The 17,285-nt window shown below is 74.8% G+C and carries 14 protein-coding genes; 8 read left to right on the forward strand and 6 right to left on the reverse strand.

Features of this window, described 5'->3' with window-relative positions; all coding sequences use genetic code 11:
- Positions 1-30: 30 nt before the first annotated feature.
- A complete protein-coding gene (locus GMA12_RS06375; RefSeq protein WP_156268255.1) occupies positions 31-1,779 on the reverse strand; it encodes a glycerol-3-phosphate dehydrogenase/oxidase in 1,749 nt (582 codons plus the stop codon).
- Positions 1,780-1,895: 116 nt separating this feature from the next.
- Between GMA12_RS06375 and GMA12_RS06380 the strand changes: the two genes are divergently transcribed.
- Entirely contained in the window at positions 1,896-2,852 is a 957-nt protein-coding gene (locus tag GMA12_RS06380) for a sugar-binding transcriptional regulator (protein ID WP_162459562.1), read from the forward strand.
- Between the two features lie 18 nt (positions 2,853-2,870).
- On the opposite strand, the gene GMA12_RS06385 is transcribed toward GMA12_RS06380, so the two are convergent.
- Complete coding sequence (locus GMA12_RS06385) at positions 2,871-4,322, reverse strand: replication-associated recombination protein A (RefSeq protein ID WP_370830513.1); 1,452 nt, start codon at positions 4,320-4,322, stop codon at positions 2,871-2,873.
- 146 nt (positions 4,323-4,468) lie between these two features.
- Positions 4,469-4,921 (reverse strand): D-aminoacyl-tRNA deacylase, encoded by a 453-nt coding sequence (dtd, locus tag GMA12_RS06390; protein ID WP_156268257.1) that lies wholly within the window; start codon positions 4,919-4,921, stop codon positions 4,469-4,471.
- Positions 4,922-4,976: 55 nt separating this feature from the next.
- On the opposite strand from dtd, the gene GMA12_RS06395 reads away from it, so the two are divergent.
- From GMA12_RS06395 to GMA12_RS06410, 4 genes are all read left to right on the forward strand, one after another.
- Positions 4,977-5,588, forward strand: a complete 612-nt coding sequence (locus GMA12_RS06395; protein ID WP_156268259.1) for a phosphatase PAP2 family protein — start codon at positions 4,977-4,979, stop codon at positions 5,586-5,588.
- A gap of 202 nt (positions 5,589-5,790) precedes the next feature.
- Positions 5,791-6,201: a hypothetical protein gene (locus GMA12_RS06400; protein WP_156268261.1), complete on the forward strand. Its 411-nt coding sequence runs from the start codon at positions 5,791-5,793 to the stop codon at positions 6,199-6,201.
- Positions 6,201-7,439, forward strand: coding sequence for a glutathionylspermidine synthase family protein (locus tag GMA12_RS06405; protein WP_156268263.1), 1,239 nt, complete (start codon positions 6,201-6,203; stop codon positions 7,437-7,439). The genes GMA12_RS06400 and GMA12_RS06405 overlap by 1 nt, the downstream gene beginning before the upstream one ends.
- Positions 7,436-8,722 (forward strand): amino acid permease, encoded by a 1,287-nt coding sequence (locus GMA12_RS06410; RefSeq protein ID WP_162459563.1) that lies wholly within the window; start codon positions 7,436-7,438, stop codon positions 8,720-8,722. Before GMA12_RS06405 ends, GMA12_RS06410 begins: the two co-directional genes overlap by 4 nt.
- 73 nt (positions 8,723-8,795) lie before the next feature.
- Here GMA12_RS06410 and GMA12_RS06415 read toward each other — a convergent pair whose 3' ends face one another.
- Together GMA12_RS06415 and aspS are read right to left on the reverse strand one after the other, a co-directional pair.
- On the reverse strand, positions 8,796-9,422 hold the full coding sequence (locus GMA12_RS06415) for a maleylpyruvate isomerase N-terminal domain-containing protein (protein ID WP_156268267.1): 627 nt from the start codon (positions 9,420-9,422) through the stop codon (positions 8,796-8,798).
- A 97-nt stretch (positions 9,423-9,519) separates the two neighbouring features.
- Positions 9,520-11,460: an aspartate--tRNA ligase gene (gene aspS, locus GMA12_RS06420; protein ID WP_370830521.1), complete on the reverse strand. Its 1,941-nt coding sequence runs from the start codon at positions 11,458-11,460 to the stop codon at positions 9,520-9,522.
- Between the two features lie 144 nt (positions 11,461-11,604).
- Here aspS and GMA12_RS06425 point away from each other — a divergent pair, with 144 nt between their 5' ends.
- The gene (locus GMA12_RS06425; RefSeq protein WP_156268269.1) at positions 11,605-12,888 is read left to right on the forward strand and encodes an APC family permease; all 1,284 of its coding nucleotides are present in this window, start codon (positions 11,605-11,607) and stop codon (positions 12,886-12,888) included.
- A 404-nt stretch (positions 12,889-13,292) separates the two neighbouring features.
- On the opposite strand, the gene hisS is transcribed toward GMA12_RS06425, so the two are convergent.
- Positions 13,293-14,645 carry a histidine--tRNA ligase gene (gene hisS / locus GMA12_RS06430; protein WP_156268271.1) on the reverse strand — a complete coding sequence of 451 codons (1,353 nt, stop codon included), beginning with the start codon at positions 14,643-14,645 and terminating at the stop codon, positions 13,293-13,295.
- Positions 14,646-14,966: 321 nt separating this feature from the next.
- Here hisS and GMA12_RS06435 point away from each other — a divergent pair, with 321 nt between their 5' ends.
- Positions 14,967-16,460, forward strand: a complete 1,494-nt coding sequence (locus GMA12_RS06435) for a DUF349 domain-containing protein (RefSeq protein WP_370830526.1) — start codon at positions 14,967-14,969, stop codon at positions 16,458-16,460.
- A gap of 138 nt (positions 16,461-16,598) precedes the next feature.
- On the forward strand, positions 16,599-17,195 hold the full coding sequence (locus tag GMA12_RS06440; RefSeq protein ID WP_156268273.1) for a type IV toxin-antitoxin system AbiEi family antitoxin: 597 nt from the start codon (positions 16,599-16,601) through the stop codon (positions 17,193-17,195).
- Positions 17,196-17,285: the final 90 nt, after the last annotated feature.

Consider the following 17,285-nt stretch of genomic DNA (forward strand, 5'->3'; position numbering starts at 1 on the left):
GGTGGAGAGGTGGTGTCTGGTGGAGCGGTCTCAGTCGCCGGACGGGCGCACGAGCTCGAGCACGTCGGGTGCGGCGGCCCGGGCCGCCGCGGCGGTGGACTCGTCGGGGGCGGCCGCGGCCGCGTCCTCCGCCTGGCAGCGGGCCCGGTAGGCCTCGACCTCCGCCGCGCGCCGGCGTTCGTCCCAGCCGAGGGCCTCGGCCGCGAGGTCGGCGATCTCCTCGACCGCGTCCAGCCCGTGGCGCGCCTGCTCCCAGGTGAGCCGGGTGCGGGTGTCGTAGAGGTCCTCCAGGTGCAGCGCGCCCTCGTGGGTGCAGGCGTGGACGATCTCCGCCCGGAGGTAGGCCGGGGCGCCCTCCAGCGGGCGGCCGAGGTCGGGGCGGTCCTCCACGAGCTCGGTGATCTCGGTGATCGCCGACCCGTAGCGGCCGAGCAGGTGCTGCACCCGTTCCTCGTTCCAGTCGTACCGCGCGCCCAGGTTCCCTGCCTGGCGGCTCAGCGCCAGGTAGCCCTCGGCGCCCAGCAGGGGCGTGCGGTCCGTGACCGAGGGCACGGCCTTGGCCCGCTCCTGGCCCAGGGCCAGGTCCACGGCGTCCTCGGCCATCACCCGGTAGGTGGTGAGCTTGCCGCCGGCGATCGTGATCAGCCCGGGGGCGACCTCCGTGACGGTGTGCTCGCGGGAGATCTTCGTGGACTGCTCGTCCCCGCCGCCCTTCTTCGTGCCCGGCTGCAGCAGCGGCCGCAGCCCGGCGTAGGTGCCGATGACGTCCTCGCGGGTGAGCGGGCGGTCCAGGACCACGTTGGCGTGGTCGATGACGTAGTCGATGTCCTCCGCGGTGGCCACCGGGTTCACGAGGTCCTGGTGGTAGGGGGTGTCGGTCGTGCCGATGATCCAGTACCGCGCCCACGGGATGATGAACAGCACGGACTTCTCGGTCTGCAGGATCAGCCCGCTCTCGCCGCGGATCCGCTCCCGCGGCACGATGATGTGGATGCCCTTGGAGGCGAGCACCTTCAGCCCGCCCTCGGCGTGGGCCAGGTCCTGGGTCTGCTCCGTCCACACCCCGGTGGCGGCGATGACGGTCTTCGCCCGGACGGTGCGCTCCTCACCCGTCTCGAGGTCCTGGACGGTGGCCCCGATCACGCGGCCGGACTCGTCCTTCGGGAACGCCACCGCCCGGGTCCGGTTGGCGGCCAGCGCGCCGTAGCGCACGGCGGTGCGCACGATGGTCACGACGAGGCGGGCGTCGTCCACCTGGCCGTCCCAGTACTTCACGGCACCGACCATGGACCCGGGCTTGACGTCGGGGAAGACCCGCTGGACGCCCTTGAAGCCGTAGTGCCGCTGGTAGGGCAGGGTCGCGACCTTGGCGCCGATGTGGGCCAGGGCGTCGTAGAGGCCGATCCCGGCGGTCACGTAGGGCCGCTCCCAGAAGCGGTGGGTCAGCGGGTACAGGAAGGGCACGGGCTTCACGAGGTGGGGCGCGAGGAAGTCCAGCAGCAGCTCGCGCTCCCGCAGCGCCTCGGAGACGAGCTTGAAGTCGAGCTGCTGGAGATAGCGCAGCCCGCCGTGGACGAGCTTGGAGGACCACTGGGACGTGCCGCCGGCCCAGTCCTGGGCCTCGACGATGCCGGTGCGCAGGCCGCGGGTCACGGCGTCGAGGGCGATGCCGGCGCCGGTGATGCCGCCGCCCACGACCAGGACGTCCAGCTCGGGGCCGTCCGCGAACTCGGCGAGCGCGTGGTCCCGTGCGGCGGGGGACAGGGTGGGATGGGCCATGGTGGAGAGCCTTTCGGACGGATCGTGGGGCTGTGCTGTGGTCTGCTTCACACTCTGCGGGGTAGTGCACCTATGCTCAAATGGAATGAACGTACGTGCAGGGAAGGGACGTAACAGTGCACGGTGATGCCGAGCTCCACCACGCGGCCGAGCTGTACTACGTGCAAGGCATGACCATGGAGGCGGTGGCGGACCGCTTCGGCGTCTCCCGCCCCACGGTCTCGCGGATGCTGCAGGCGGCGCGGGACCGGGGCATCGTGCGGATCAGCCTCTCCGCTCCCCCGGACGCCGGACACGACCTGTCCCACCGGCTGCGGGAGGCCTTCGGGGTCACGGTGCACGTGACGGGCACCCCGCGGGGGGCCACGGATCCGCAGCGGCTGGAGTCGGTGGCGCGCTCGGCCGCGGGGCTGCTCGGGGAGTGGTTCGGGGACGGGATGACGCTGGCGGTCGCGTGGGGCACGACGACCTCCGCGATCGCCGGCCACCTGCACCCCAAGACGACGCGCGACACCCTCGTGGTGCAGATGAACGGCGCGTTCAGCGCCCGCTCCCCGGGGGCGGCGCAGTCCTCGGCGCTGCTGGGCCGGATGTCGACGGCGTTCGGGGCGGCGCTGCTGCCCTTCCCCACTCCCGCGTTCTTCGACAACGTGCAGACCCGGATGCTGATGTGGCAGGAGTCCTCGGTGCGCCGGGTCCTGACGGCGCGCAACGGCGCGGACCTGGCGGTGTTCAGCGTGGGGGCGTTCCGCGGGCCGATGATCTCCCAGGTGTACAGCAACGGCTATCTCTCGGACGAGGACTTCCGGGAGCTGGCGGCGCAGCGGGTGGTCGGGGACGTGTGCACGGTCTTCCTGCGCGAGGACGGGACCTACGCCGACCTGGACCTCAACCGCCGGGCCAGCGGGCCCACGCCGATGGAGCTGCGGCGGATCCCGCGCCGGCTGTGCGTGGTGGCCGGGGACCACAAGGTGCCGGGCGTGGTGGGGGCCCTGCGGGCCGGGGTGGTCACGGACCTGGTCATCGACGAGCGCACGGCGGCCTCGGTGGTGCGCCACCTGTTCGGCCGGTGAGGGGCCGCCGGTGGGCGGTCACCGGCCCCGGACGATGCTGCGCAGCACCTCCAGCTGCTGGGCGATCTGACGCTCCCGCCCCCGGTCGACGGGCCGGTAGTAGTCGGTGCCCACGAGCTCGTCGGGCGGGTACTGCTGGGCGGCCACGCCGTTGGGCTCGTCATGGGAGTACACGTAGTCCCGGCCGTGGCCCAGCTGACCGGCTCCCGGGTAGTGGGCGTCGCGCAGGTGCAGCGGCACCGGACCGGCCCGGCCGGCGCGGACGTCGGCGACCGCCTCGTTGATCGCGGTGTAGGCGGCGTTGGACTTCGGCGCCGTGGCGAGGTGGGCGACGGCCTGGGCCAGCGGGATCCGTCCCTCCGGCATGCCGATGAGCTGGACGGCGTCGGCGGCGGCCACCGCGGTCTGCAGGGCGGTGGGGTCGGCGGTGCCGATGTCCTCCGAGGCGGAGATGATGAGCCGGCGGGCGATGAACCGCGGGTCCTCCCCGGCCTCGAGCATCCGGGCGAGGTAGTGCATGGCGGCGTCGACGTCGGAGCCGCGGATCGACTTGATGAAGGCGCTGACCACGTCGTAGTGCTGGTCCCCGTTCTTGTCGTAGCGCACGGCCGCGCGGTCCAGGGCCTCCTCCGCGTGCTCGCGGGTGATCACGGGGACCGTGGTGCCGTCCGCGTGCTCCCGGCCCGGCTCCCCGCCCGGCTCCCGGTCCGGCTCCCGGTCCAGCTCCGAGAAGGCCACGCCCGCGGCGGCCTCCAGGGAGGTCAGGGCCTTGCGGGCGTCCCCGCCGCACAGGTCCAGCAGGTGCTCGCGCGCCTCCGCGGACAGCTCCACCTCCCCGTTGAGCCCCCGGGGGTCGGCGACGGCGCGCTCCAGCAGCCCGGCGATGTCGGCCCGCTGCAGCGGCTGCAGGGTCAGCAGCAGCGAGCGCGAGAGCAGGGGGGAGATCACGGAGAACGACGGGTTCTCCGTGGTGGCCGCGACCAGCACCACCCACTGGTTCTCCACCCCGGGCAGCAGGGCGTCCTGCTGGGCCTTGGTGAAGCGGTGGATCTCGTCCAGGAACAGCACGGTGGTGCGCCCGTGCAGGTCCCGGTCGGTCAGCGCCTCGTCCATCACCCGGCGCACGTCCTTGACCCCGGCGGTGATGGCGGACAGCTCCACGAACTTCCGGGACACCCCGCGGGCGATCACGTGGGCCAGGGTGGTCTTGCCGGTGCCCGGAGGGCCCCAGAGGATGATCGACGACGGCCCGGCCGGGCCGCGGTCCTCCCCCGCCAGCACCCGCAGCGGGGACCCGGGGCGGAGCAGGTGCTGCTGGCCGACGATCTCGTCGAGGCTGCGCGGGCGCATCCGCACCGCCAGCGGGGAGCGGCCGCGGGACCGCCGTGCCCGGCCGGGAGGGGCCTCCTCGTGGGGCCCGCTCGCGCCGGAGCCGGTGGGGTCGAGGTCGTCGAAGAGGGAGCCGGTCACGCCGTCCAGCGTAGCCCCCGTCCCCGACGGCCGGGCCTGCCCCCTGCCCACGCCGCGCTCGGCCGCGCCCGGTGGGAACGCGCTCCTCCGGACCCGTCCGCGGTGCCCCCGGTCGCTCCGGACCCGGCCGGCGCGGGACTCAGTGCTCAGGCCCGCCGCGGCCGGTCCAGCTCGGCGCTGTCCAGGACCAGGGTGACCGGGCCGTCGTTGACCAGCTCCACCTGCATCCGCGCCCCGAACCGGCCGGTCTCCACGTGCGCGCCGAGCTCGCGCAGCGCGTGCACGTAGGCGTCGAACAGCGGCTCCGAGACCGCTCCGGGCGCGGCGGCCGACCACGAGGGGCGCCGGCCCCGGCGGGCGTCGCCGTAGAGGGTGAACTGGCTGATCGCCAGCACCGGGGCCCCGCGCTCCGCGCAGGAGCGCTCGCCCTCCAGCAGCCGCAGGTGCCAGGTGCGCTCGGCCAGCCTCGCCGCGGTGGCGGCGTCGTCGTCGTGGGTGACGCCCACCAGGGCGACCAGCCCGGGCTCCTCGATCCGGCCCACCACCGAGCCCTCGACGGTCACGGCGGCCCGGGTCACCCGTTGCAGAACGATGCGCATGGGCCCAGTCCACCACAGGCGCGGGACGGCGCGGGGTGCCGGATACCCTCGTGCCATGACGTTCCCCGCGGCCCCCGCACCCGTGCGGGTGCGACCCGCCACCCTGGTGGCGGAGGTGTTCGCGCCCGCCCCGCTGGTGCTGTGCCTCCTGGTGGTCGCCGGGTGGCGGGCCGCCGGGTGGACGGGGGCCCTGTGGGGGCTCGGCACGGCGGCGCTCGTCGCGTCGCTGCCGATGCTCGTGCTGCGCGTCCTCGCCCGCCGCGGGCGGGTGGACGGGCACTTCGTGCGCTCCCGGGCGCAGCGGCTGCCCGTCTACGCCGCCACGGGCGTGCTCACCGCCCTGGTGGTGGCGGCTCAGCTGCGGCTGGGGGCCCCGGTGCTCGTGCCCGTGACCACCGCGTTCGTGCTGCTGGGCCTGCTGGTGCTGCTGGCCGTGACGCTGCGCTGGAAGGTCTCCGCCCACGTGGCGATGGCGGCGTGCTGGGCCGTGGGCCTGGGCGCCCTGACCGCCCCGTGGGCCGTGCCGCTCGCCGCCCCGGTCCCGGTCCTGGTGGCCCTGTCCCGGGTGCGCACCGGCGACCACACCGTGGCGCAGACGGCGGTCGGGGCGCTGATCGGCGTGCTGATCGGCGTGGCCTACACCGCCGCCGCCGCCTCGCTGCCCTGAGTCGGCGTCCCGGGCCGGCGTCCCGGGACGGCGCCGCGCCCGGCCCGTTCCGCCGCCCGCACCGGGTGCGCACCAGGACCCGCACCCGGGCCCGCACCGACGGCAGCGGCGCGGCCGCGCGACAGCGGGGGCCCGCGTGCCCGAGGATGGGAGGGTGGACGGCTCCCGGCCGCCCCGACGACCCGAGACCCGAGGACCTGCCGTGTCACCACGCCCCACGACCCGCATCATGAGCGCCGCCTCGATCGGTGCCCTCGTCGTCACGCTCACCGGCTGCGGCGAGGACGCGCAGGAGGTCGACGCCGACTACGCCCAGATCTGCGTGCAGCAGGACCCGGAGACGGGTGAGGACGTGCGCGTGGACGACGACGAGTGCGACGACGACGGGCGCCCGCGCGGCTCGTTCGTCCCCATGTTCCTGTTCCTCAACGCCGGCCGCTCCTTCGCCGTGCCGCCGGTGGGCTCCCCGGTGCCGCGCTCCTCCGGGTTCACGACCACCCGCCCACCGGCCTCCGCCACCGTGGCCCGGGGCTTCGCCCCGTCCGGGACCTCCGTGGGCCGGTCCGGGGTGTCGAAGGGCTTCGGCGGCTCCTCGAGCGGCTGGGGCTCCTGATGCGGCGCGTCGACGGGCTCCCGCCCCGGCCCGGGTGGGAGCGGACCGTGCACGAGGAGGGCCTCACCTACGCCTTCACCGAGCGCCCGGACGGCACCCGGTTCTCCTACTGGAACGAGACCGCCGCCTACGTCCTGTCCCCGGACGAGGTGGTGGAGCTGGAGTCCGCCACCGACGAGCTGTACCGGATGACGCTGGAGGCCGCCCGCTACATGGCCACCGGCGCACTGGGCACCCTCGGGCTCTCCGAAGCCGCGTTCGAGCTCGCCCAGCACTCCCTGAGCCTGCGCGAGCCCTCGATCTACGGCCGCTTCGACCTGGCCTGGGACGGCACCGGCCCGGCGAAGATGCTCGAGTTCAACGGCGACACCCCCACCGGCCTGGTGGAGGGCGCCGTGTGCCAGTGGTCCCGCGTGGAGGCGCTGCACCCGGGGCTCGGCGAGGAGCACGCGCAGTTCGACCAGCTCAACGGCCTGTGGCCGATGCTCGTGCAGCGCTGGCGGCAGCGGCTGCCGTCGTCGGCCTCCAAGACCCTGCACGTGGCCTACACCCGGGCGGAGGAGAGCGGGGAGGACGCCGCGAACGCGGCGGTGCTCGCCGCGACCGCCGCGGAGGCCGGGTACCGCACGGTCCTGCTGCCCGTGGAGGACGTGCGCTTCGACACCCGCTCCCACTCCTGGGTGCACGCCTCCGGGGACGTCGACGACCCCACGGTGGTCTCCGCCATCGAGGAGCTCTTCGCCCTGCACCCGTGGGAGGTGATGGTCGACGACGAGCCGGGCGGCTTCGTGCTGCACGACCCGCTGCTGATGCACCACTGGTACGAGCCGGCCTGGAAGATGTTCTGCTCCACCAAGCTGCTGCTCGTGGCGCTGTGGCGGTGCTTCCCGGACCACCCCCTGCTGCTGCCCGCCTACACGGACGGGCCCCAGGGACTGGCGGAGTGGGTGCGCAAGCCCATCTTCGGCCGCGAGGGCGACGGGATCGAGATCCGCGCCCGGGACGTGCACGTGCGTTCCGCGCGCCCCCACGACTCCCCGATGGACGTGTGGCAGGCCTACGTGCCGCTGCGGAACTTCCCCGGCTCGGACGGGGCGCCCAACCACCCGGTGGTGGGCTCCTGGGTGGTCGGCGACGACGGGGCCGCCGGCATCGGCATCCGCGAGTCCGACGGCCCGCTCACCGACTACTGGTGCCGCTTCGTGCCCAACATCATCGACAAGAAGGGCCTGCTGTGACCGCCCACCTGCTCCCCCGGTCCATCTCCACGGCCACCTCCGCCGTGATCGGCGCGACCTCGATCGCCCCGCTGTACTCCGTGGTGGTGACCCTCGGGCTCATGCACGCCCTGGTGGGCCGGTGGACCCCGGTGGTGCTGGTGGCCGCGGTGGTCCCGATGGCCGTCGTCTCCGTCTGCTTCGCCCGGCTGGACGAGCTCTACGAGGACCAGGGCACCGTCTACCGCTGGGCCCGGGAGGCCTACGGGGCGTTCGTGGGCTTCCTGGGCGGGTGGGGACTGTGGCTCTCCGCGACCCTCGTGCTCGCCTCCCTGGCCTGGGTCACGGCCGACTCGGCGCTCTTCGTCCTGGGCGCCGAGCCGGGCCCCTGGGTCGTCACCGCGGTGGCCGCGGCGCTCATGGCGGTCTTCGCGGCGATCTCCTCGACCGGGATCCGTGTCTCCGCCGCGGTGCAGGCCGTCTTCGCCGCCCTGCAGCTGGCCGGCGTGGGGGTCCTGGTGTGGGCCACGCGCACGGCGCCCGTCGTCGAGGGCGCGGCCGAGGGCGGGGGCGAGTGGAGCGGGTTCTACACCGCCGCCCTGGCCGGTGGGGAGCTCACGGCGGGCAACGTGGCCGCCGCCCTGCTCCTGGCCCTGTTCCTGTACTGGGGCTGGGACTCGACGTTCTCCCTCACCGAGGAGTCCACCACCCAGCGCGCGCCGCGCGTCTCGGCGTGGATCGCGCTGACGGTGGTGGCCGCCGTCTACGCCGTCATCGGCTGGTCCTACGTGCCCGGGGCCTCGGTGGGCTCGCCGCTGCTGGCCGGGCTCGTGGCGGTCTCGGCGGCCGCCTCGATCGGGACCACCATGATCCCCACCTCGCGCGGTCTGATGTCGATGGCGCGCGGCGGGCACCTGCCCCGGCGGTTCCTGTCCCTGTCCTTCGCGACGTGGACCACCGCGGCCGTGGCCGCGGCCTGGATGACGTTCTCGGGCCCGCTCTTCGACGACACGGTCGGGGTGATCTCGGTGCTCGTGGCGCTGTACTACGGGCTGGCCTGCGCGGCCACCGCCAAGCTCGCGCGCACGACGGGCGCCCGCCTCCTCGGAGCGGCCGGGGCCGCGCTGATGGCCGTGGCCCTGGTGCTGACCGGCCTGGAGTACGTGCTCTCGGCCGCCTGGGTCTGGGCGGGCGCGGTCCTCGTGCTGCTGGTGGTGCCGCTGTGGTTCCTCCTGGGCCGTGGCCGCGCGCCGCTGCCCGGCGCGCACGAGCGCGCCCCGCACCTGGAGAGCCTGCGCAACTGACCGGCACGGCGCAGCAGCAGGCTCGGCGCAGCAGCAGGCTCGGCGCAGCACCGGGCTCGGCGCAGCACCGGGTTCAGGGCAGCACGGTGAAGCCCCGCGGCAGCCCCCGTCGGCCCGTGAGCGCCACCAGCACCTCGGGCAGCCGTCCGGCCGGTGCCGCGATCTCGATCGCGGTGTGCCCGGCGTCGGCCAGCACGGCCTCCGGGGGCCGGCGGTCCAGGCCGCAGGCCGCGGCGACGTCCAGGCCGTGGACGGCCAGTTCGAAGGTGCGCGTGGGCACGTAGGCGCCGAGCCGTGTGCCGCCGACCACGGTGCGGATCACCGGGTCCTGCTCCACGGGCACCCGGGCCAGCGCCTGGCGGGCCCGCTCCAGGGACGCCCGGACCGTGGACCCCGGGTGCCGGCCCAGCTCCTGGCCGGCGGCCGTGCCCCGCGCGGCGACCGCCGCGGGATCCGTGGCCGCGGCGGACAGGGCGTAGTACTGCCCGGTCGTGGTGCACACCGCCTCCTCGGCCGGGGTGCCCAGGTAGTCGGCGAGGGTGACCAGGGCCCGGTGGGTGTGGCCCACGAGGCCGCGGACGTCCCAGGTGCCCAGCGCGGGCCGGGTCCAGTGGTGCGGTCGCAGCTCCTGGACGAGCTCGGCGAACCACGTCCCGGCCTCGAGGAAGGCGGCGCGGGCGGCGGCAGGGTCTCGGGTCACGGCATCCCCCTCGGTCGCAGCGGCGGGGTCCGGGCCGCACGGCGAGGGCCGGGCCCCGTCCGGAAGGACGGGGTCCGGCCCTCCGGTGAGCCGTAGCCTACTGCGCGGACGTGGCCGCGGAGCCGAATCCGCCGCCGGTGGCCTGCTCCGTGACGTCCTGTGCCGCCCGCACGTCCTCGACCGGCCGCGTGCCGGACACGCGGCCGTCGGCCTGCTCGGCCCCCGCCTGCTTGCCCTCGGCCTGCTTGCCCTCGGCCTGCCTGCCCTGGGGCGCGGCCTTGGGCTCGGGCTTGGCGTCGACCCCGGCCTCCTTGCGCTGCTGCGCGGTGATTGGCGCCGGGGCGGCCGTCAGCGGGTCGTAGCCGTTGCCGGTCTTCGGGAACGCGATGACCTCGCGAATGGAGTCGGTGCCGGCCAGCAGGGCGACCACGCGGTCCCAGCCGAAGGCGATGCCGCCGTGCGGGGGCGCGCCGTACTTGAAGCCCTCGAGCAGGAAGCCGAACTTCTCGTCCGCCTCCTCGCGGCCGATGCCCATGACCTCGAAGACCCGCCGCTGGACGTCCTGCCGGTGGATGCGGATCGAACCGCCGCCGATCTCGTTGCCGTTGCACACGATGTCGTAGGCGTAGGCCAGGGCGTGCTCCGGGTCCTGGTCGAAGGTCTCCAGGAACTCGGGCTTGGGCGAGGTGAACGCGTGGTGCACGGCGGTCCACTGGCCGGCGCCCACGGCGACGTCGCCGGACTCCACGGCCTCGGCGGCCGACTCGAACAGGGGTGCGTCCACGATCCACACGAACGCCCAGGCGTCCTCGTCGATCAGCCCGGTGCGGTGGCCGATCTCCACGCGCGCCGCACCCAGCAGGGCCCGGGAGGACTTCTTCTCGCCGGCGGCGAAGAAGATGCAGTCCCCGGGCTGCGCGCCGGTCGCGGCGGCCAGGCCCTCCCGCTCGGCCTCGGTGATGTTCTTGGCCACGGGACCGGTCAGCGTGCCGTCCTCCCCGACGAGCACGTAGGCCAGGCCCTTGGCGCCGCGCTGCTTGGCCCACTCCTGCCAGGCGTCCAGGGTGCGGCGCGGCTGGGAGGCCCCGCCGGGCATGACCACCGCGCCCACGTAGGGAGCCTTGAAGACGCGGAAGGTGGTGTCCTGGAAGTACTCGGTGAGTTCGGTGAGCTCCAGGCCGAAGCGCAGGTCCGGCTTGTCCGAGCCGTACTTCGCCATCGCCTCGGCGTAGGTCATCCGGCGGATCGGGGTGGGGATCTCCACCCCGATGAGCCGCCACAGGGCGGCCACGATGCGCTCGCCCAGGGCGATGACGTCGTCCTGCTCCACGAAGGAGGCCTCGATGTCGAGCTGGGTGAACTCGGGCTGACGGTCGGCGCGGAAGTCCTCGTCCCGGTAGCAGCGGGCGATCTGGTAGTACTTCTCGATCCCGCCGACCTGCAGCAGCTGCTTGAACAGCTGCGGGGACTGCGGCAGGGCGTACCAGGAGCCGGGGGCCAGCCGGGCCGGCACCAGGAAGTCGCGGGCGCCCTCGGGGGTGGAGCGGGTCAGCGTGGGCGTCTCCACCTCCGTGAACCCGTCCTCGTGCAGCAGCTCGCGGGCCACCCGGTTGGCGTCGGAGCGCAGCCGCATGATGCGGGCCGGCTCGGGCCGGCGCAGGTCCAGGTAGCGGTGCCGCAGGCGGGCGTCCTCACCGACCTCCACGTGCTCGTCGATCTGGAAGGGCAGCGCGGCGGCGGTGTTGAGCACGGTCACGGTCTCGGCGATGACCTCGACCTCGCCGGTGGCCAGGGCCGGGTTCTCGTTGCCCTCGGGGCGGCGCTCCACGGCGCCGGTGATCTGGAGGACGAACTCGTTGCGCAGGTGGTGGAAGTCCGCCTCGTCGCGCACCACGATCTGCGCGACCCCGGAGGCGTCGCGTAGATCCAGGAAGGCCACCCCTCCGTGGTCGCGGCGCCGGCCGACCCAGCCGGCCAACGTGACGGTCTCTCCGATGTGCTCGGCGCGCAGCTCGCCGAGGTTGTGTGTGCGCAGCACTCAAAAACCCTTCGTTGTTCGGGAGGTCCGGACGGGGCAGCGCGGATCGCGCGTTTCCCCGGGATTCACCCGGTGCCCCTACTCTCGTTCGGGAACGAGTTTACAGCCCGCCCTCCGGGCCCCAGGACGACGACAGGACCACCCATGAGCAGCGCCCCCGGCCACCCGGCCCTCGCCCGCCGGCTGGGCACCTTCGACGCCACCGTGATCGGGGTGGGCTCCATGGTCGGGGCGGGGGTGTTCGTGGCCTTCGCCCCGGCCGCCGCCCACGCCGGGCCGTGGCTGCCCGCGGCCCTGCTGCTCGCGGCGGTGGTCGCCTGGTGCAACGCGACGTCCACCGCCCAGCTGGCGGCCGTGCACCCCGCCTCGGGCGGGACCTACCTCTACGCGAACCGGCAGCTCGGTCCCTGGCCGGGCTTCGTGGCCGGGTGGGGCTTCGTCACCGGCAAGACCGCCTCCGCGGCGGCCATGTCCCTGACCTTCGGCCTGTACGCCGCCGAGCTGCTGGGGGCCGGCGACGCCGGGGCGCGGCTGCTCGCCGTCGTCGCCGTCCTGGGCCTCACGGCGGTGAACCTCGGCGGGGTGAGCCGCACCGCCCGGCTGACGAAACTGCTGGTCGTCCCCGTCCTGGCCGTGCTGCTGGCCGTGACGGTGCTGCTGTACACCGTGCCGGGCCCGGCGGCCGGCGCGGCGCCCGGGTGGGAGGGCAGCGGGTGGGGCGTGCTGCCCGCGGCGGGGACCCTCTTCTTCGCCTTCGCCGGCTACGCCCGCGTGGCGACCCTGGGCGAGGAGGTCCGGGACCCGGCCCGGACCATCCCCCGGGCGGTGCTCGGCGCCCTGGCGCTCACCCTGCTGCTCTACGCGGCGCTGGGGCTGGGCCTGCTCCGGTTCCTCGGGGTGGACCGGCTCGCTGCGGCGACCGCGCCGCTGCTCACGGTGGTCGAGCACGCGGGATGGTCCGAAGGGGCCACGACCGCCGGCGCCGTGCTGGTCACCGCCGCCGCGGCCCTGGCCACGCTGGGGGCGCTGCTGGCCCTGGTCGCCGGGATCTCGCGCACGGTGCTGGCCATGGCCCGGCAGCGGGACCTGCCTGGCCGGCTGGGCGCGGTGTCCCAGCGGCACCGGGCGCCGTGGGCCGCGGAGCTGGCCGTGGCCGGGGTCGTGGTGGTGCTCGTGCTCGCCGGGGACGTGCGCACCGTGATCGGGTTCTCCAGCTTCGGGGTGCTCGTCTACTACGCCCTGGCGAACCTCTCCGCGCTCACGCTGACCGAGCGCCCCGGCTGGGCCCCGCGGGCCGTCAACGCCCTGGGCCTGGCCGGCTGCCTGCTGCTGGCCTTCACGCTCCCGGCGACCTCGGTGCTGACGATGCTCGGGGTGTTCGCGGTGGGTCTGACAGGCCGCGCCCTGGCCGTGTCCCGGCGGCACTGACCCCGCCCCTGACACGCGCCCCCGCGACCCAGGACCCGCACCGCCCCTGTCCCGCCCGGTCCTGTCCCGCTCTGCCCCGCCCGGTCCTGTCCCGCCCGGTCCTGTCCCGCTCTGCCCCGCCCGGTCCTGTCCCGCCCGGTCCTGTCCCGATCTGTCCCGCCCGGTCCTGTCCTGCCCCGTCCTGCCCACAGCCTCCCACCACCGCCCCACGTCTCACCCACGGCCCGTTCACTGCCCGCCACCGCCGCCGAGTCCCCAATCCCACGGCGTTTCCCCAGGGTAATGACTGGGGAAACGAGACAAGATTGGGGACTCGGCGGCCCAAACAACTCGCAGATGGGGACTCAGCGACCCCGACAACCGGGACGTGGGGACTCGGCGGGAGCCGGACGGACCGGGGGCGGTCAGGCTCCGGCGGAGCGCACCACCGGGCGCAGGTCCTCGGCCGGCGGGGTCCAGGTGGCGGGGTCGGCGCTGAACTGCTCACCGGAGCGGATGTCCTTGACCTCGTGGCTGAGGGTCCCGTCCTCGGCGCGGACCGTGAACCACACGAAGGGGATGCCGCGGCGCTCGGCGTAGCGGATCTGCTTGCCGAACTTCGCGGCGCTGGCCGAGACCTCGCACGCGACACCGCGGGCGCGCAGCTGCCCGGCCACGTCCTGGGCCTGCGACCAGGACTCCTCGTCCACGAGCGAGACCAGCACCGCGGTGGGGACCTTCCGGGAGGCCTCGGCCATGCCCTGGGAGAGGATGCGGGAGACCAGGCGGGTGACGCCCACGGACAGGCCCACCCCGGGATAGGTCTTCTTGCCCGTGGACGCCAGGGACTCGTAGCGCCCGCCGGAGCAGACGGAGCCCAGCTGCTCGTGGCCCACCAGCACGGTCTCGTAGACGGTGCCCGTGTAGTAGTCCAGGCCGCGGGCGATGGACAGGTCGGCCACCACCGTCCCGGGGGCCCGGCGGGAGGCCTCGCCCACCACCTCCGCGAGCTCCTGCAGCCCCTCCTCGAGCAGCTGCGTGTTCACCCCGAGAGCGCGGACCTGCTCCACGAAGGAGGTGTCCTCGGTGCGGATGGACGCCAGCTGCAGCGCGGCCCGGGCCTGCTCGGGGGACGCCCCGAGCTCGTCGCAGAGGGCCTGGGCGACCTTCTCGGGCCCGATCTTCTCGAGCTTGTCGATGTTGCGCAGCACGCCGGCCGTGTCCTGCAGGCCGATGCCGCGGTAGAACCCCTCGGCCAGCTTGCGGTTGTTGACCCGCAGCACGAACGGCGGGATCGGCAGCTTCGACAGCGCGTCGATCATCACCAGCGCCAGCTCCACGTCGTAGCGGAACGGCAGGGCGCCGTCGCCGACCACGTCGATGTCCGCCTGGGTGAACTCCCGGGCGCGGCCCTCCTGCGGGCGCTCGCCGCGCCAGACCTTCTGCATCTGGTAGCGGCGGAAGGGGAAGGTGAGGTGCCCGCCGTTCTCCACCACGTACCGGGCGAAGGGCACGGTGAGGTCGAAGTGCAGGGCCAGGCGGGCGTCGTCCTTCTCCGGGGCGTCCTCGTCCTCCTGCAGGCGCGAGACGACGTAGACCTCCTTGTCGATCTCCCCCTTGCGCAGCAGCTGCCCGACCGTCTCCACCGCCCGGGTCTCGATGGAGGAGAAGCCGTGCAGCTCGAAGGTCTCCCGCAGCACGTCCAGGACGTGCAGCTCGACCAGACGCTCCTCCGGCAGCCATTCGGGGAAACCGGACAGGGAGGTCTTGCGGGCCATGGGGAGGTGCTCCTCGGGTGGGACGGTGGTGGGCGGCGGACCGTGCAGGCCGTGCGGGCCGGACGAGTTCCGCCCTCATCCTAGAGAGCCGCCCCCGCACGGCCCAAAGCACGGCCCAAAGCACGGCCCAAAGCACCGCCCGGCGCACCGGCCCCGCACGGCCCCCGGGTCGGGCGGCGCGGCGGGTCCCGGGACGGGTTCCCGGGCCGCCGTGGGGAGGGCGCCGCCTCGGTAGTATGGACAGGACGATTGTCCGAGGCCGGGCGACGGCGCCGGACCCGATCCCGGTGCCGGTCCGGCGAGAGCGAAAGAGTTGTAGCGGTGACAGAACGTCTCGAATCCGACGACCAGCCCACCCCCCGCCCCGTTCCCGGCCCGGGAGCCGCGCCGAGGCCCGGCGTGCCGAAGCCCGGTGCTGCGAAGCCCGGCGCCCCGAAGCCCGGAGCGTCCCGCCCCGCGGTCCCGGCGGCCCCCGCCGCCGGCCCGGCGGCCGTCCAGCCGAGCGCCGCGCAGCCCGTGGCCGCCCAGCCGGCGGCGGCTCCCGCCCTGGCCTCGCCGGAGTCCGTGGCCCGGGCCCGCGCCTACGGGCGGGTGACCGAGGACGGGCACGTCTACGTCGTCGTGGACGGCGAGGAGGTGCTGTGCGGACAGTTCCCCGACGCCACGGAGGACGAGGCGCTGGGCTACTTCGCCCGCAAGTACGACGACGTCGAGGCGCAGGTCGCCCTGCTCGAGCAGCGGGTCTCCGCCGGCGCCCCGTCGGCGGACATGCAGACCACGGTCGACCACCTCGCCGAGCAGGTGGGCCAGCGCAACATGCTCGGGGACATCCGCGGCCTCGAGGGCCGGCTCGAGGCCCTGCGCCCGGCGATCCGCGAGCTCGAGGCGGCCGAGCGGGCCGCCCACGAGGCCCAGCGCGCGCAGAACGTCGCGGCGCGCGAGGCGATCGTCGCGGAGGCGGAGCAGATCGCCGCCCAGGACCCGCAGCGCACCCAGTGGAAGCAGTCCTCCGCCCGGATGGCCGAGCTGTTCGACCAGTGGAAGGCCCACCAGAAGTCCGGCATCCGGCTGGGCCGGGCCGCGGAGGACGCCCTGTGGAAGCGGTTCCGCACCGCCCGCACCACCTTCGACCGCCACCGCCGCGCGTTCTTCTCGCAGCTCGACGCCGACAACGCCGAGGCCAAGAAGGCCAAGGAGGCCCTCATCGCCGAGGCCGAGGCCCTCTCCGGCTCCACAGACTGGGGCGCCACGGCCGCGGAGTACCGCCGGCTCATGGACCGGTGGAAGGAGTCCAAGCGGGCGTCGAAGAAGGACGACGACGCCCTGTGGGCCCGCTTCCGCGCCGCCCAGGACAAGTTCTTCGAGGCGCGCAAGGCCGACAACGACCGGATCGACGAGGAGTTCGAGGGCAACCTGGTGGTGAAGGAGCAGCTGCTCGCCGAGGCCAAGGCCCTGCTGCCCGTCACGGACCTCAAGGCCGCCAAGCGCGCCCTCGGCGACATCCTGGACCGGTGGGAGCAGGCCGGGAAGGTCCCGCGCGCCCACATGCGCCGGGTGGAGGCCGAGCTGCGCACCGTCGAGGACGCCGTGCGCCAGGCCGAGGACGAGAAGTGGCAGCGCTCCAACCCCGAGACGAAGGCCCGCTCCAACTCGATGCTCACCCAGCTCGAGACCAAGATCGAGGACCAGGAGGCCGCCCTGGCCAGGGCGCAGGCCGCCGGGGACACCCGGCGCGCGGCCAAGCTGGAGGGCGAGCTCGCCACCAGCCGGCAGTGGCTGGAGACCCTGCGCCGCTCCGCCGCCGAACTGCGCTGACCCCACCGGCGCTGGGACCACGGGCGCCGAAACGCCCGCGCCGGTCGCCGGCGGCACCCGGGAGGCCCCGGGCCCGTGCTGTCCACAGCACCGGCCCGGGGCCTTCCCCGTGCCCGGGCCGTCGGCGAGGCTGGCCCCATGCACGACCCGCCCTGGACCCCCGACACCCTGCTGCTGCCGGGCCGGCCCTTCTCCCGCGCCGAGCTCTCCGCCCTCGTGACCGACGGGGTGCTCGTGCCCGTGGTGCTGGAGGCCCACGTGCTGCGCGGGCGCCCGGTGACGCGGGCGGTGAAGCTCGCGGCCCTGGAGGCGCAGCTGCCCCCGCACCTGCTGGGCCGCGGGGTGCTCGGTCGGCTCTCCGCGGCGTGGTTCTACGACTGCGCCCCGCGCCCCACCGTGCTCCCGGTGCTGCTGGACAAGCTGCGGCGCACCACGATGTCCCCGGTGCCGGACGGAATGGCGCTGCACCAGGTCACCCTGGGCGGCTACGACGTGCACGACGCCGGGCCCGTGCGGGTCACCACGCCGCTGCGCACGGCCGTGGACCTCGCCCTGCACGTCCCCGGGCGGGAGGGGCTGGCGGCCCTGGAACGGCTGATGCACGCCCCGCACCTGCACTGCCCGCCGCCGCTGGTGCAGGCCGCGCTCGAGAGCTTCGAGCGGATGCCCGGACGGCAGGCGGCGCTGCTGCGGGTACGCCGCGCCGCCCGCGCGATCGGCCGGCCCGTGCAGTGACCCCGCCCCGGCACCGCCCGCGCCCGGCCCGCCGAGTCCGGCCCGAGCCACCGCGCCGGCGCCCTGCCCCCCGGTGCACCGCCCGGGGCC

The organism is Kocuria sediminis, from assembly GCF_009735315.1.
GTDB classification, from domain to species: domain Bacteria; phylum Actinomycetota; class Actinomycetes; order Actinomycetales; family Micrococcaceae; genus Kocuria; species Kocuria turfanensis.

Bases quoted from the DNA above. Each gene is read 5' to 3' on its own strand.
- GMA12_RS06425 (WP_156268269.1), top strand. From the start codon at position 11,605: ATGAGCAGCGCCCCCGGCCACCCGGCCCTCGCCCGCCGGCTGGGCACC.
- GMA12_RS06440 (WP_156268273.1), top strand. From the start codon at position 16,599: ATGCACGACCCGCCCTGGACCCCCGACACCCTGCTGCTGCCGGGCCGG.
- hisS (WP_156268271.1), bottom strand. From the start codon at position 14,645: ATGGCCCGCAAGACCTCCCTGTCCGGTTTCCCCGAATGGCTGCCGGAG.
- GMA12_RS06375 (WP_156268255.1), bottom strand. From the start codon at position 1,779: ATGGCCCATCCCACCCTGTCCCCCGCCGCACGGGACCACGCGCTCGCC.
- GMA12_RS06395 (WP_156268259.1), top strand. From the start codon at position 4,977: ATGACGTTCCCCGCGGCCCCCGCACCCGTGCGGGTGCGACCCGCCACC.
- GMA12_RS06405 (WP_156268263.1), top strand. From the start codon at position 6,201: ATGCGGCGCGTCGACGGGCTCCCGCCCCGGCCCGGGTGGGAGCGGACC.
- dtd (WP_156268257.1), bottom strand. From the start codon at position 4,921: ATGCGCATCGTTCTGCAACGGGTGACCCGGGCCGCCGTGACCGTCGAG.